We start from the raw sequence: 14,623 nt of genomic DNA, 5'->3' as shown, positions 1-14,623 counted from the left end.
TCCGTGCTGCCGAACCAGAAGGCGCACAGGGGAACCCCAGAAAGGTGCCAGGCGGCGCATCGGGTCGGAGCCGTAGGCTCGGAGCGTTCTGAAACCGCTCCCACACCCCGGGGCGGCGACCGCCACGACGCCAAGGACGACGCCGATGAACCGCATGCCCAGCAACCGCACGACCGTGATCACCGCACTGGCCTGCGGCCTGCTGCTCTCGACCGGAGCAGTCGCCCAGGGCGCCGCCGCCGACACGGCCGCCGCGTCGCTCGAGGACCACATCGGGCCGGACAGCGCCGCGGGCGACACCCTGCTGGTGAACGGGCGCGCGTATCCGCTCGAGTAGTGGCCGGCGCCGAGCAGTGCGCCACTGAGTAGTTCTCTCCAGGCCGCCCCGAACGGGTGGTATCCGCTCCCTGTGAATCTCATCACACTGAGGAGCCTTCTCGACGGACGTCGTTCAGCCGCGCTCGTGTCCCGCAGGCACCGCACTGCCACCCGCTCGCCGCTCGCCCTGGAGTCGTCATGCCCGAACACCGTCCCGCCCGCGCGCGGGTCCTCGCCCTCGCCACCGCCCTCGCGGTCGGCTTCGGGCTGCTGGTCGCTCCGGCGGCGGCTGCCGCGGAAGCCGCACCGTCGGCCGCGCCGGTCTCGGAGACCTCCGGGGAGTGGCACACGAAGGAACCGGCCGCCCGCCAGGCCGCGCCGCAGGCCGCCGAGCCGCGTGCGCTGGTCGCCGCGACGCCGCCCGCGAACGACCTGCGCGAGAACGCGACCGTCGTCACGAGCCTGCCGTACTCCGCGTACGGCGTTCCTTACGAGGGCGCGACGCTGTCTGAGGGCGAGATTTCAACATGCCGCACCACTGATCCGGACTACAGCGAGTACTTCGAGGGCGGAGACAGCTCGATCTGGTTCAAGTACGTCTCGACCAAGCGGCAGACGCTGACCTTCAACGGGAAGTCGCCGGGGTACACACAGATCACCAGCGCCTTCGTCGAGGGCCCGATCACGGACGCGACACGGATCAGCTGCGCCGAGATCGGCTACCGCGATCAGAACTTCGTGCAGGCGGAGGCCGGCCGCACCTACTACTTCCAGGTCAGCTCCGACATCTCCTCGTTGGACGTGCCGACTGGAACTGCGCAGTTCTCCCTCTCTGCCAGCGCTGCAGTCCCGAACACGACTTATTCCTCGGCCTCCTCGATCTCCACCCTCCCGGCGACCATCGAGGGGTCGACCCTCAAGGTCGACAGCAACTGGTATCAGCCGTACGCGGGATGCGACTACAACCCGTTCATGGGGTCGGTTTGGTACAAGTACCGGGCGACCTCCACGGGAAGCTTGCGGGCGGACGTCGGCGACAGCTACTCGCCGATGAACGTCGCCGTTTTCGAATCCGATGGCGTGACGCCGGGTCGTGAGCTCGGTTGCGGAGACGCGGATGCGGAGCCCGGGTACAACGAGCACTCCGCTGACCGCGCCAATGTCGAGTTCCCCGCGACAGCCGGTAGGACGTATTTCATCCAGGTGGGCAACTACTCCTTCCACGAGGGCGACTTCGTTCTGACGCTCGCGAACGTCGGCACTCTCACCGCGCCGACGCCGACCATCAGCGGGTCCGCGACCGCGGGTGACACGCTGACCGCGGTTCCCGGCACCTGGGGCCCCTCGCCGGTGGCGCTCAGCTACCAGTGGCTGAGCAACGGCTCTCCGATCAGCGACGCGACCGGTCCTCAGTACGTCGTCTCGCAGTGGGATCTCGGCAACGCGATCACCGTGCAGGTCACCGGTACCAAGGCCGGCTACGCGACGGCCTCGCGCACCAGTGCCGCCGTCACCGTCACCGCGGGGTCGCTCACGAACTCCGTGCCGACCGTCACCGGGTCCTCCGCGATCGGCGGGACGCTCACCGCGAACCCGGGCAACTGGGGTCCCGCGCCCGTCGAGCTGGCGTACCAGTGGAAGCGCAACGGGACCGCGATCGCGGGGGCCACGGGGAGCAGCTACGCCGTCACGTCGGCCGACTCCGGGACCGCGCTCACCGTCAGTGTCACCGGCACGAAGTACGGCTACACGACCGCGACCCGCACGAGCTCGGCCACCCAGATCGGGCTGCCGCTGCAGACGCTGATGCCGACGCCGACCATCACCGGCAGCACCACCGTCGGGTCGACGCTCACCGCGAACCCGGGCACCTGGGACTCGGGCGTGACGCTGAGCTACCAGTGGAAGAAGAACGGCGGCACCTACATCTCCGGCGCCACCGCGAAGACGTACGTGCTCAAGTCCTCCGACGCCGGAGCGACGCTGACCGTGAGCGTCACCGGCACCAAGACCGGCTACTCCCCCGCCACCAAGACCAGCGCGACGACCGCGGCCGTCACCAACGGCGCCGTCATCACCGGAGCGACGCCGACCATCACCGGCACCGCGACCGTCGGCCAGAAGCTGACCGCCGTCCCCGGGACCTGGACGCCCGCGCCCGTCACGCTCGCGTACCAGTGGCAGCGCAACGGCACCGCGATCAGCGGGGCGACCGCGAGCACCTACACGCTCGTCGCGGCCGACGCCGGCGCGGCGATCACCGTCGCCGTCACCGGCACCAAGTCCGGCTACACCGCGGTCACCAAGACCAGCGCCGCGGTCACGGCGAAGGCAGCACTGCAGACGCTCATGCCGACGCCGACGATCACCGGCACGACGAAGGTCGGCTCGACCCTCACCGCGAACCCGGGCACCTGGGACTCCGGCACGACGCTGAGCTACCAGTGGAAGAAGAACGGCGGCACGTACATCACCGGCGCCACCGCGAAGACCTACGTGCTCAAGGCCTCGGACGCCGGCGCCACGATCACCGTGAGCGTCACCTCCACCAGGACCGGCTACTCCCCCGCCACCAAGACCAGCGCCACCACGGCGGTCGTCACCGGCGGCGTGCTGACCGGCGCGACCCCGACGATCACCGGCACGGCGAAGGTCGGCCAGACCCTCACCGCGGTGCCGGGCACCTGGTCGCCGGCGCCCGTCGCGCTGAGCTACCAGTGGAAGCGCGGCGGCACGGCGATCTCGGGCGCGACGTCCGCGACCTACAAGACGGTGTCGGCGGACGCGGGCAAGGCGATCACGGTGACGGTCACCGGCACGAAGGCGGGCTACACGACGCTGAGCAAGACCAGCGCGGCCAAGACGGTCGTCAAGTGAGCACCGTCGCGAAGTAACCCGCCGGACACCTGAGGGGGGCCGGGGCGTGCGAGGCTTGATGGTCGCCGCCCGCCCCACCTCCCTCAGGACACCGTGAACACCCCTCCGCGCACCAGCTCCAGCACCCGCACGACCTCCCCCGCCGCCTTCCCCTGGATCGGCCTGCTCACGCTCGCCGGCGCCGTCTTCGTGTCGGTCACCAGCGAGTTCCTGCCGACCGGCCTCATCCCGGACATGTCGCGGGAACTCGGCGTGAGCATCCCGCTGACCGGTCAGCTGGTGACGATCTTCGCGGCGACCGTCGTGATCGCGACGACGCCGCTGACGCTCGTGACGCAGCGGTTCTCGCGGAAGAGCCTGCTCCTCATCGCGCTGTGCACGATCGCGGTCGCGAACGTGCTGGCCGCGCTCGCGCCGACGTTCGCGCTGCTGGTCGGCGCGCGCATCCTCGGCGGACTCGCGCACGGGCTGTTCTGGGCGATCGTCGCCGCCTACTCGGCGCACCTCGTCGCTCCGGAGCACCTCGGCCGGGCGACCGCGATCACGGCCGGCGGCGGCTCGGCGGCGTTCGTGCTCGGCGTGCCGGTGGGCACCGCGCTCGGCCACGCGTTCGGCTGGCGGCCGACCTTCGCGATCCTCGGCGCGATCGTGCTGCTGCTGGCGCTGCTGGTCGTGAAGTTCCTGCCGGCGGTCGACCACAGCATCCCGCTGCGCACTGGCGAGATCCGGCTGCCCGCCCGCAAGGACCGCAGCCTGCCGCGCATCATCGGCGTCTGCGTGGTCATCCTGCTGGTGCTGATCGGCCAGAACACGCTCTCGACCTACATCACGCCGTGGCTCGAGAACGCGTCGTTCTCCTCCGACAGCGTGCCCCTGCTCCTCTTCGCGTTCGGCGGCGCGGGGGCGGTGGGCCTCGTGCTCGCCGGCTTCGCGACCGACCGCTTCCCGCGCTCCGGCTTCGTGGTCGCGGCGATCGCCGTCGTGATCGCACTGGTCGCCCTCGGGCTGGCCGCCGGCTCGCAGGCCACGGTCGCGATCGTCGTCGCCGCGATCGTCTGGAACATCGCCTTCGGCGGCATCCCGGCGATGCTGCAGACGCGGATGCTGCGCACCTCGTCGTTCCAGCTGCGCAGCCTCGCCGCCGCGCTGCAGACGACGGCGTTCAACATCGGCATCGGCGGCGGCGCGATCGTCGGCGGGCTGACCATCGACCTGAGCGGACTCGACCTGCTGCCGTGGGTGGCGATCGTGATGATCGCGGTCGGGCTCGTGGTGAGCCTGGTCGTGGAGGCGCGCGCGACGAGCGCCGTGCGGCGGGAGCAGGGCGCGGCGGTCCGCTAGGGCGAGGCGCCTCCTCCCGGCGGGCGATGACCTGCCCGATGACTGCCGGATAGCGTGGAGGGCATGGATCTGAGCACGCCTCCCGCCCTCGGCCAGCCGTACTACGGCGCTCCTCCGCTCGCCGCGGTGCGCCGCTTCTTCGCGCAGTACGCGCGCTTCCGGGGCAGGGCGAGCCGCGCGGAGTACTGGTGGATCATCCTGGCGGCGACCCTGCTGAACCTCGCGCTGCAGTTGCTCGACGGCTCGGAGCCGGGGCTGCAGCTGTCGTTCACGCCGTTCCGCTCGGGCGAGCTGGACTTCGCGACGCCGTGGGTCGCCGTGCTCGCGGGGGCGATCGCGCTCGGCACGCTGGTGCCCTCGCTCGCGCTGATCTGGCGGCGGCTGCACGACGTGAACCGCAGCGGGATGTGGATCTTCGCGCTGTTCATCCCGATCGCGGGCGCGGTGTTCCTGCTGATCCTGTTCGTGCTGCCGCCGCGGCCGGAGGGGATGCGCTTCGACTGAGGCTCGCGGTGTCGCTCGCGCCCCCTACGGTGAGGGCGTGACTGCGCGCGGCAACGACTTCGACGCCCTGCGGCTGGTCGCCGCGCTGATGGTGATCGTCGGGCACGGCGCCGTGCTGCTCGGCGAGCCGGCGCCGCGGCTGCTCGGGCTGCCCGTGCACTCGCTCGGGGTCTCGGTGTTCTTCTGCGTCAGCGGGTTCCTGATCGCGGGGAGCATGGAGCGCGCGCCGAGCGCGGGGCGGTTCCTCTGGCACCGGGTGCTGCGGATCTTCCCGGCGCTGATCGTCGTGGTCGCGGTGAGCATGCTCCTGCTCGGGCCGCTGGTGTCGTCGCTGCCGGTCGGGGCGTACTTCTCCTCGCCGCAGACCTGGGCCTACGCGCTCAACGTGCCGCTGCTGGCGCAGTACGAGCTGCCGGGCGTCTTCGACTCGGCGGTGCACGCGCGGCCGGCGGTGAACGGCTCGCTGTGGACGCTCGGGGTGGAGTTCTGCTGCTACCTCGGGGTGCTGGCGCTGCGCTGGGTGCCGGGGCGGGCTCGCGGGGTGCTCGCGGTGGTGGCGCTCGTGGGGCTCGGGGTGGTGACGGGGCTGGGCGGAGCGCTCGGGTCCTCCGCGGAGCTGTGCGCGTTCTTCGCGGCGGCCGCGGCGGTGCGGCTGCTGGTGCCGGCCCGGTGGCTGCGCTGGCCGGCCGGCGTCGTGGCGCTCGCGGTGCTGCTCCTCGCGGCCGGGACTCCGCTGCAGCAGGTGGCGCTGTGGATCGCGCTGCCGGTGCTCGTGATCGTCGTCGGCACCGGATCGCTGCCGGTGCTGCGGCGGGCGGCGCGGTTCGGCGACTTCTCGTACGGGCTGTACCTGTGGAGCTATCCGGTGCAGCAGCTCGTGCTCGAGGTGCTGGGGCGGCTGCCGATGGCGGCGGACCTGGCGCTCGTCGTGGTGGTGACGCTCCTGCTCGCGGTGGCGTCGTGGTGGCTGGTGGAGCGGCCGGCGCTGCGGTTGAAGGACGCGCGGCAGCCGGGCAAAGATCGCTCAAACGGATTGTCCTGAGCTCCGCAAGTATCACCTGCATCCCTCCCACGGGGCCGCAACTCGCCCTCTGCGCATAATTCGTAACTTCGATCGCTCGTTGGCCGAACGTCCCGCGCGAAAGGATATGAGCTTCATTCAGGTAATCGATTCCATGCTCCCCCTCCCCAAGTCGAACTTGTGCTCGACTCGGTACGCAATCGGAGGCGCATACGACTGGCCACAACGAAGCTTGCAGCACTAGGCTCCTAAGCAACATCAAGATCGATCTATGCGGGGGTAGCGTGAAATATATCGTTCAACGCTCGTCTTCGAACCCTCATGAACTCGAGCGCGATGCTGTCTACTTGACGCTCTCCTACTGGGACGATTGGTTCAAATACCAGACTCTATATACGGTCTCTTACGTCGATGCCGACGGTACCCGCCACTCAATCGGCAGCACAAAAATTGGTATGAATGGCCTTCTGCCTCGGTCATCAAAAGACGAAAAGATACTAGGTCATCGAACTCCGCCGTTGCCGCCGGAGTTCGAATCATTGGACACTTCCTTTTTCTCAATTGGACAGGATGCCGACTTCTATGAAGAATTATCCAAGCTTGGGGATCAGAAAAGAAATTCGATTCTTCACGATCTAAGGGATCTGGCATTCGACTTAGACTCTTTGGAGCGTGCGCTGGAAGAAGACGTTACCAAAGTTTCTCTACTGCGCGATGTCTCCCTGCAAACCGTAAGAGATCAATTTGCGCGAATGGCTCACGGAGGCGTGAAGCTAACACCCTTCCGTTTCAGCTACCAACTGCTTTGGACACACCCGGAACCCAGCACTCTGGTCTTTGAGGTCGAACCAAACTCACTGCCCCCTTCGAACATCCATGTCTTGATTGGCCGGAACGGCGTTGGAAAGAGCACTCTTCTGAACACGCTTACGAACCACATGGTGAAACAGGGCACGAACGATCAGGTCAGTAACATTGTCTCCGTATCATTTTCAGCCTTCGACGCATTCGAGCCGATCGATGTGCCGGAGGACCGCGCAACAGGGCCTACCTACCATTACGTCGGACTGAAAAAGCTCTCGCAGGACACAAACAATGTTTATCTGACAAGGTCGACGAGCGACCTAGCAGCGGAACTTTTAGCATCGGCAAGGTCTTGCCTTCTCCCGGCGAAAAAGAGTCGATGGTTACGGGCGCTCGATCTTCTTGAGGGCGACCCTGTCTTTCGACGGATAGACATTTCAAACATCATCACGAATGGCGCCACGGACAAAGACGTCCTTTTCAATCTGGAGCGAATATTCGGGCTACTCAGCTCTGGTCACAAGATCGTTCTTCTAACTATCACAAAGCTGATTGAGACAGTCGAGGAAAAGAGTCTTGTGCTTCTCGACGAGCCCGAAGCCCACCTGCATCCGCCTCTTCTCTCTGCTTTTATTAGGGCGCTTAGCGACCTCCTAACCAACCGCAATGGCGTCGCCATTGTCGCGACACATTCCCCTGTCGTTCTGCAAGAGGTTCCTCGATCCTGCGTCTGGAGGATCAATAGGTGGGGAAATAAATCATCGATTGACCGGCTGAATAAAGAAACTTTCGGTGAGAATGTTGGCACTTTGACAAGTGAGGTGTTCGGACTCGAAGTAACTGCATCTGGGTTTCACCGCATGCTCAGCACCGCGGCAGGGACGCACGATTCGTACGATTCAGCGCTTGCCTCTTTTGGAGGACAACTGGGCGAAGAGGGGCGAGCAATATTGCGTGCCATGATGTACAACCTCCGCAATACTTCCGATGTGGCCCGTTAGATCACCTGCCGCAACTGCGACTCAAGTCGCAGAAGCGTGCGTAGAGGTGATGAATGATCGAGATCTCGCCGATCGAGTGCGCCTGGAGCTTGACCAGTTTGAGACAAACAGCGTTCGCCTGCAAGAAGCGGCTGAAAATCACCTCATCTATCTTATCTCGAAAGAATCCTTCGCAATCTCACGCTTGACGGAGGGTGAACTCAAGAAGCTTTACTCCAATCAAGTCGCGTCTATCGGTAGGCCTGCACGAGAATTTTACGATGAGATCTTACTCGGCGCGAGACAGAACCGGTGCAGCTACTGTCAATATGGGGCGGCTTCTACTCTCGATCATTTCATTCCAAAAGATAAAGTTCCTGGTTTGGCGATCGATCCCTGGAACCTAATTCCTTGTTGCTGGGATTGTAATCACCGAATGTTGTCAGTCTTCAGGACAACGCCTGACACTCAGGCCCTGCACCCCTATGCACTTCCGAATATGGGAAGGTGGCTCAGGGCTGTTCTAAACTCAGACGCGGGAACTGTCAGCTTTTTCGTTGAGACAGACTCTTCGGTCGATTCGACCGTGTCGCGCAGGATCTCCCAAAGCTTCGACGACTTGGGGCTTGCTGCTTTATATTCAAAGGTTTCTGGGGCCGATCTAGCAAAGCTAAATCAGCAACTGGGAAGATATTTCCCATCCGCTCATGAACAACTGATTAGAGAGCACCTCAGCGAGTCTGCGCGGCAGGAATTTAGTTTCGATTCGAACTCTCGCGAAGGCGCAATGCTCGAAGCGCTTGCAGGGGATGATTGGTATTGCGCAGGTGGGTTCGCCATTCTCTAGGGTGCGCAACTCTTGATATTCGCATCTATTCAATCAGGTCTTGGAACTGGCGGCTTGACCTTGGCGCCGAATAAACTCTGAGGCGCGGCGGGCCCACATGGGGCGTGCCTGGCGAGTACGTGACTTCTCCTTCGGTCTGTACCTATGGAGGTGCGGTAGCTGGTGCTTAGGCTTGGGCTTGGTGGCTGGCGGAGCGGCCGACGCTGCGGCTCAAGGACGCATGACTGCCGGGCGACCCGCCTGCGGCCCGTCGGACCGCGTTCGGCTCAGGCCATTAGGGCATCCGGCGGCGGGAGTCCATGCTGATCGAGAGTCCACGCAGCGGGGGAATCGGGATTCACCCGCGCCAGAATAGGAGTCTGCAGACCTGCCGTGCTGGTGACGGCGGGTCTCGATACGCCCCTTGGGGCTACTCGACCAGCATGAAGGGCAGCCCTGCGGGGCTGGTCGACCAGCATGGAGGGCAGCCCTGCGGGGCTAGGCGCACCAGTCGCGGGAGACGCCGTTGACACTGCGGGAGGTGTCGCCGGTGCCGAGGTCGACGAGGACGGTGGAGGTGGCGCTGAAGCCGGGGACGTCTGGGTAGTCGTCGGGGACGCCCTCCGCCGAGACGGCCTCGACGGCGGCGAACTGGCCGTTGGGCGAGAGGCAGACGCCGCGGATCCGGCCGGTCGGCGAGGTGCGGAAGATCTCGGTCGTGCCGCTCGCGTCGACGCGGACGACGGAGTACTGGGCGGTGCCGGTCTCGGGCGAGTAGTCGGCCTCGAGCTCGAGGTAGCTGGAGGAGTCCAGGAGCAGCAGCTGCACGGGTGAGGTGGCCGGGCCGACGTCGGCGGGCGGCAGGTCGAGCGTCTCGACGGAGCCGTCGGCGAGGTCGATCACGGAGCCGGAGTCGGGGTCGGCGACGACCAGCCGGTTCGCGCCGGGGACGAAGCCGCGCAGCTCGGCGTGCTGGCCGAGCGGGCTGATCGTGCCGGGGGTCAGCAGGTCGACGAGCAGCACGGTGTCGTCGAGCGAGTGCGTGACGACGGAGGTGGTGCCGGGGACGAACATCCAGTCGGTCGCGCGCAGCGGGCCGCCGTCGATGCCGGTGATCGGCACGGCCTCGGCCTTCTGGTCGGTGAGGTCGTAGGCGTAGAGCGCGCGGTCGAGCGGGCCGGTGGGCGCGGAGCCGGTGAAGGTCCAGCCGAGCACGCCCTTCTCGGGCGAGGCGTGCAGCTCGCGGACGACGCCGGGACCGGGCAGCGGGATGACGCCCTCCGAGCCGGTGTCGAGGGTCAGCGTGCGGATCAGGGTCGTGTCGTCGGGCTCGAGCGTCACGACGACGAGCACCGGGCCGACGACGGCGTAGTCCTGGATCCGGTCCGCCGTGTAGAGGACGCGGGTGTCGCCGCCGGAGAGCGGGCGGACGCGGATGGCGTCGGGCTGCGCGGGGTCCTCGGCGGTGCGGTCGAGGGTGAAGAGGTCGGGGTCCTTCGTGGTGAAGGCGGCGGAGAGGTCGGACTCGGCGCCGGTCGCGGTGCCCTGCGCGTCGTCGATCGCGATCTCGTACTCGGTGGCGTAGCGGAGGGTGTCGTCGAAGGTGACGGTGAGCACGCCGCCCTCGAGCTCGGCGGTGTGCGGGGTCTCCGGAGTGACGCGCACCCGGTCGAGGGCGTCGGGCTCGATCGTCTGGTCGAGGTGCACGCGGGCGCGGCCGCCGTCGCGCTCGACGACGCCCGAGGTGCTGACCTCGAGGGACGCGACGCGCGGGCCCTTGCCGATCGTGGCGGCGGTCAGGCCGCCGACGGCGAGGACGAGAACGGCGGTGGCGGTCCAAAAGACCCTCGAGAAGCTGCGCTCCCCGCCGCGGCGCTCATGAGAAGCACGGCGCTCAGTAGACATACGGCATCGCCGGCTCGTCGATCGGCGTCACGACGTCGGGCTCGAGGACGACCGCCTCGGCGCTGGTGACGCTCGGGTTGGCGCCGAAGCCGCCGGTCACCTCGAGCCACTCGCCCTCGGTGTACGTCTCGGCCCAGCCCGGCTGGTGGATCGGCACGCCGACCGGCTGGGCGTCGACCGCGCAGCAGGTGACGATGAAGCGGGCGACGTAGAAGACGTTCTCGGGGTCGCTCGCGTCGGGGGTGACGAAGCCGCTGACCGTCGCGGTGCGGCCGGCCAGGAACTGCTCGCTCGCGCCCTGGCGCAGGAGCGTCGCCCAGTCGCGCACGGTGAAGGACGCGGTGTCGCCGGTGGGCGCCTGCGCGGTGACGGAGGCGTCGACGGCGCTGGTGTTGACCTCGCGCTGGGTCGCGGTCGAGGCGGTCAGCGCGGCCGGCGGCACGACGAGCAGCGCCACGGCGGCGCAGGCGATCACCGCGAGGCTCCCGAGCGCGGCGAGCCCGGCCCGCCAGCGGCGGCGCGGGGCGTGCTCGTGCAGGTGGTCCTCCGCGTGCCCGTCGTCCTCCTCCGCCCCCGGCACGATCGCGAAGGCGCAGATCAGCAGCACCGCCGCGACCGCCGCGAGGATCACCGAGAACTCGAAGTAGCGCGGGTGGATGTAGAGGCCGAGGCGGCCGGTCGCCGCGAGCCAGAGCGTCGAGACGACGCCGATCAGGCTGAGGACGACGCCCTTCCAGTGGGCGAGCAGGCGCTCAGAGCGCATGGTTCACCGCCAGGCCGAGGACCGCGGCGCAGAGGCCGACCAGCGCGGTGATCCGCACGAGGGTGCGCGCGGAGAAAGTGGTGCGCAGCAGCGCGAGCATCTTGATGTCGATCATCGGGCCGAAGACGAGGAAAGCGATGATGCCGCCGGGCAGGAACGTCGAGCCGAAGGAGAGCACGAAGAACGCGTCGACGTTGGAGCAGATCGAGATCACGAAGGCGAGGACCATCAGCGCGAGCACCGACCAGAGCGGGTCGCCGCCGAGGGTGGTCAGCACGTCGCGGGAGACGCCGACCTGGATGAGGCCGGCGATCGCCGCGCCGACGAAGAGGGCCGGAAGCATCGCGCCGGTCTCCTCCGCGAAGAGCAGCACGCTGCGACGGGCCTTGGCGCGCACGGTGCGGGAGGGCCGCTCGCCCGCCTCGCAGGCCGCGCGGAACCGCGGGGTCAGCAGCGCCATCGGGTCGGTGTGCCGGCTGAAGATCCAGCCGACCAGGTTCGCGATGACGAAGCCGCCGACGATGCGCCAGACCAGGATCCCGTCGGCCCAGCCGAAGGCCTGGTAGGTCGTGATGATCGTGATCGGATTCACGATCGGCGCCGCGAGCAGGAACGTCATCGACTCCGAGACGGACAGCCCCTTCACGATCAGCCCGCGCGCGAGCGGCACGTTGCCGCACTCGCAGACCGGCAGCAGCACGCCGAGCAGCGAGATCACCAGGCGGCGCGGCAGGGCGCGCTTGGGGAGGATCTTGAGCAGCACCGCCTCCGGCACCCAGAGCTGCACGGCGATCGAGAGCACGATGCCGAGGAAGACGAACGGCAGCGACTCGATGACGACGCTGATCGACAGGGTGAGGAAGTCGCGGACGGCGTCGGAGAGGACGTCGCCGGCGGCGTCGGGCGAGAGGACGCGGAGGAGCGCGGCGGCCGCGACGAGCGCGAGGCCGAGGGCGAGGCGGCGGGCGAGGACGACGCGGGTGCTTCCGGGCGGAGTCGTTCCGCGCTCGGAGGTGGCGGTCGCCCTGTCGATCGTCATCCGGACCATCGTAGGCGGGGGGCACTCAGCGCGCGCCGGGCACCGGACGCCCCGGCAGCCAGCAGCGCACGGCGTCGCGGTAGCGCCGGAACTCGGCGCCGAACCGCGCCTCGAGGTCCGCCTCCTCGAGCGGGCGCACCGCGAGGTTCCAGACCAGCGCGCCCAGCAGCGCGTAGACGACGACCAGCCAGGAGGACAGCAGCAGCCCCACCGCGACGCCCTGGCCGATCCCCGCGACCGCCATCGGGTTGCGCACCCAGCGGTAGGGGCCGGCGATCACGAGGCGGTTCGTCATCGCGACCGGCAGCGGGGTGCCGTCGCCGAGCAGCGACATCGTCGCTCCCGACCACAGCCCGAGCGCGCTCGCGAGCACGAGCAGCGCGAGCCCGACCACGCGCAGCGGCTCCGGGAACGCCACGGCGAGCCCCCAGCGCGACTCCAGCGCCGCGACGACCAGCGGGATCACGACGAGCGCGCCGCCCCAGAACACCGCGATCTGCCCGAGCGTCGCCGCGAGGTGCGCGAGCGGCGTCCGGCCGCGGGCGTCCGGCCGCGGGCGGCCAGCCGGAAGGCGAACGGCCCGGAGGCGAGCCAGCGCGTCGGGATCCGCCCGAGCGTCAGCAGGCAGAGCGCCGCGACGGAGCCCCCCGATGCCGCGAGCATCAGGAGGACGCCCCAGCCTGCCTCGCCGGTGACGGTCGCGACCACGGCGAGCGCGACGGTGACGAGCAGGGTCCAGACGGTCGCGGTCCACGCCGCCCCGCGCAGGCCGAGCGCCGCGAGGGCGGAGGCGCCGACGAACAGCGGCAGGTCGAGCACGGCGGTCGGCACCGGATCGAGCGGACCGAGCGTCGCCTGCCGCACCTCCGGCACGAGCGCGACCGCCAGCCACCAGGCCGCCCCGCCGAGCGCCTGCACGGCGAAGTAGGCGCGCGCCCACCGCGCGGCCTCCCCTCGATGCATGGCAGCAGAGTACGGCAGCGCGGGCGCGGCGCCCCGGGTGCAGGATGAGCGCATGACCCTCCTCCACGTCCGGATGCGCCCGCGCGCCGTCGACGAGCCGCACCGGGTGTCGTCGCCGCTCGAGCTGCTCGTGGACCTGACCTTCGTCGTCGCCATCGCGCAGATCGCCGCGCAGCTCGCGCACGCGACGGAGGAGGGGCACCTCGGCGAGACGGTCCTGCCGTTCGCGATGGTGTTCTTCGCGATCTGGTGGGCCTGGATGAACTTCACCTGGTTCGCCTCCGGCTACGACACCGACGACGTGCCCTACCGACTGCTCACGCTCGCGCAGATGGGCGGGGTGCTGGTGCTCGCGGCCGGCGTGCCGACGGCGTTCGAGGAGGGCGACTTCACGGCGATCACCGTCGGCTACGCGATCATGCGGTTCGCGCTGGTGAGCCAGTGGCTGCGGGTCGCGGTGTCGAATCCGGAGCAGCGGGTCTCGGCGCTGCGCAGCGCGGGCGGGTTCTCGCTCGTGCAGGTCGGCTGGCTGCTGCGGCTCCTGCTGCCGGAGCAGTTCGGGGTGTCGAGCTTCGTGGTGCTGGCGGCGCTCGAACTGGCCGTGCCGCTCTGGGCGCTGCGAGCGGGCGAGTCGAGCTGGCATCCGCACCACATCGCCGAGCGCTACGGGCTGTTCACGATCATCCTGCTCGGCGAGGGCGTGCTCGCGGCCGTGACCGGGGTGCAGCAGGCGGTGACGGAGTCGGGGGTGAGCCTCTCGCTCGTGGTCGTCGCGGCGTGCGCCCTGGTGATCGTCTTCGCGCTGTGGTGGCTGTCGTTCCTGCACCCCTCGGGCGAGCTGCTCGAGCGGCGGCGCGGCCTCTCCTTCGCGTGGGGGTACGCGCACTTCGTGATCTTCGCGGCGCTCGGGGGGCTGGGCGCCGGGCTCGAGGTGGCGGTCGCGGCGACGGCCGGGCACCTGGAGGCGAGCGACACGGTGGTCGGCGCGGCGGTGGCCGTGCCGGTGGCCGCGTTCCTGGTGATGCTGTGGGCGGTGCACCTGCCGCTCGGCGAGGGCCGCCCGCTCCGCGCCGCCCTCGTGCTGCCCGCCGCCCTCGCGGTGCTGGCGACCCCCCTCCTCGCCGCGCCCCTCGGCGTCGGCGCCGCCCTCATCGCCGTCGCCCTCCTCTGCGCGACCCTGGTGGCCACCGCACTGACGCTCCCCCGCGTCTGACCCCCGCCGCGAGATGCCACTTGTGCACGCGACACGCCGTGAAAAGCGTGCACAAGTGGCATCTCGATG

Annotated in this window: 13 protein-coding genes; 8 read left to right on the top strand and 5 right to left on the bottom strand. The window is 68.5% G+C overall.

Going from position 1 to position 14,623, the window contains the following annotated elements; translation table 11 throughout:
• Positions 1–145: 145 nt before the first annotated feature.
• From HQQ86_RS16695 to HQQ86_RS16665, 7 genes are all read left to right on the top strand, one after another.
• On the top strand, positions 146–337 hold the full coding sequence (locus tag HQQ86_RS16695; RefSeq protein WP_173289348.1) for a hypothetical protein: 192 nt from the start codon (positions 146–148) through the stop codon (positions 335–337).
• Positions 338–516: 179 nt separating this feature from the next.
• Positions 517–3,195: a hypothetical protein gene (locus tag HQQ86_RS16690; protein WP_173289347.1), complete on the top strand. Its 2,679-nt coding sequence runs from the start codon at positions 517–519 to the stop codon at positions 3,193–3,195.
• A gap of 93 nt (positions 3,196–3,288) precedes the next feature.
• On the top strand, positions 3,289–4,536 hold the full coding sequence (locus tag HQQ86_RS16685) for an MFS transporter (protein WP_173289346.1): 1,248 nt from the start codon (positions 3,289–3,291) through the stop codon (positions 4,534–4,536).
• A 63-nt stretch (positions 4,537–4,599) separates the two neighbouring features.
• Positions 4,600–5,040 (top strand): DUF805 domain-containing protein, encoded by a 441-nt coding sequence (locus HQQ86_RS16680; RefSeq protein WP_173289345.1) that lies wholly within the window; start codon positions 4,600–4,602, stop codon positions 5,038–5,040.
• Positions 5,041–5,077: 37 nt separating this feature from the next.
• Entirely contained in the window at positions 5,078–6,082 is a 1,005-nt protein-coding gene (locus HQQ86_RS16675; protein ID WP_173289344.1) for an acyltransferase, read from the top strand.
• A 326-nt stretch (positions 6,083–6,408) separates the two neighbouring features.
• Positions 6,409–7,866: an AAA family ATPase gene (locus HQQ86_RS16670; protein WP_216845575.1), complete on the top strand. Its 1,458-nt coding sequence runs from the start codon at positions 6,409–6,411 to the stop codon at positions 7,864–7,866.
• 49 nt (positions 7,867–7,915) lie between these two features.
• Positions 7,916–8,692 carry an HNH endonuclease gene (locus HQQ86_RS16665; protein WP_254072200.1) on the top strand — a complete coding sequence of 259 codons (777 nt, stop codon included), beginning with the start codon at positions 7,916–7,918 and terminating at the stop codon, positions 8,690–8,692.
• A gap of 477 nt (positions 8,693–9,169) precedes the next feature.
• Here HQQ86_RS16665 and HQQ86_RS16660 read toward each other — a convergent pair whose 3' ends face one another.
• From HQQ86_RS16660 to HQQ86_RS22145, 5 genes are read right to left on the bottom strand one after another with little or no spacing between them, the layout of a single operon-like run.
• Positions 9,170–10,576 (bottom strand): hypothetical protein, encoded by a 1,407-nt coding sequence (locus HQQ86_RS16660; protein WP_173289341.1) that lies wholly within the window; start codon positions 10,574–10,576, stop codon positions 9,170–9,172.
• Positions 10,566–11,339, bottom strand: coding sequence for a TIGR03943 family protein (locus tag HQQ86_RS16655; RefSeq protein WP_173289340.1), 774 nt, complete (start codon positions 11,337–11,339; stop codon positions 10,566–10,568). Before HQQ86_RS16655 ends, HQQ86_RS16660 begins: the two co-directional genes overlap by 11 nt.
• Complete coding sequence (locus HQQ86_RS16650; protein WP_173289339.1) at positions 11,329–12,378, bottom strand: permease; 1,050 nt, start codon at positions 12,376–12,378, stop codon at positions 11,329–11,331. Before HQQ86_RS16650 ends, HQQ86_RS16655 begins: the two co-directional genes overlap by 11 nt.
• Before the next feature lie 25 nt (positions 12,379–12,403).
• A complete protein-coding gene (locus tag HQQ86_RS22150) occupies positions 12,404–12,868 on the bottom strand; it encodes an isoprenylcysteine carboxylmethyltransferase family protein (RefSeq protein ID WP_367948697.1) in 465 nt (154 codons plus the stop codon).
• Positions 12,841–13,341, bottom strand: a complete 501-nt coding sequence (locus tag HQQ86_RS22145) for a hypothetical protein (protein ID WP_367948696.1) — start codon at positions 13,339–13,341, stop codon at positions 12,841–12,843. Before HQQ86_RS22145 ends, HQQ86_RS22150 begins: the two co-directional genes overlap by 28 nt.
• A 52-nt stretch (positions 13,342–13,393) precedes the next feature.
• On the opposite strand from HQQ86_RS22145, the gene HQQ86_RS16640 reads away from it, so the two are divergent.
• Positions 13,394–14,554, top strand: coding sequence for a low temperature requirement protein A (locus HQQ86_RS16640; protein ID WP_216845574.1), 1,161 nt, complete (start codon positions 13,394–13,396; stop codon positions 14,552–14,554).
• The last annotated feature ends 69 nt before the right edge of the window (positions 14,555–14,623 follow it).

This window comes from Rathayibacter sp. VKM Ac-2857, assembly GCF_013205025.1.
Lineage (GTDB): Bacteria > Actinomycetota > Actinomycetes > Actinomycetales > Microbacteriaceae > Rathayibacter.
Note: the sequence above shows the minus strand (reverse complement) of the source record. Positions and strands in the feature narration are given on the sequence as shown.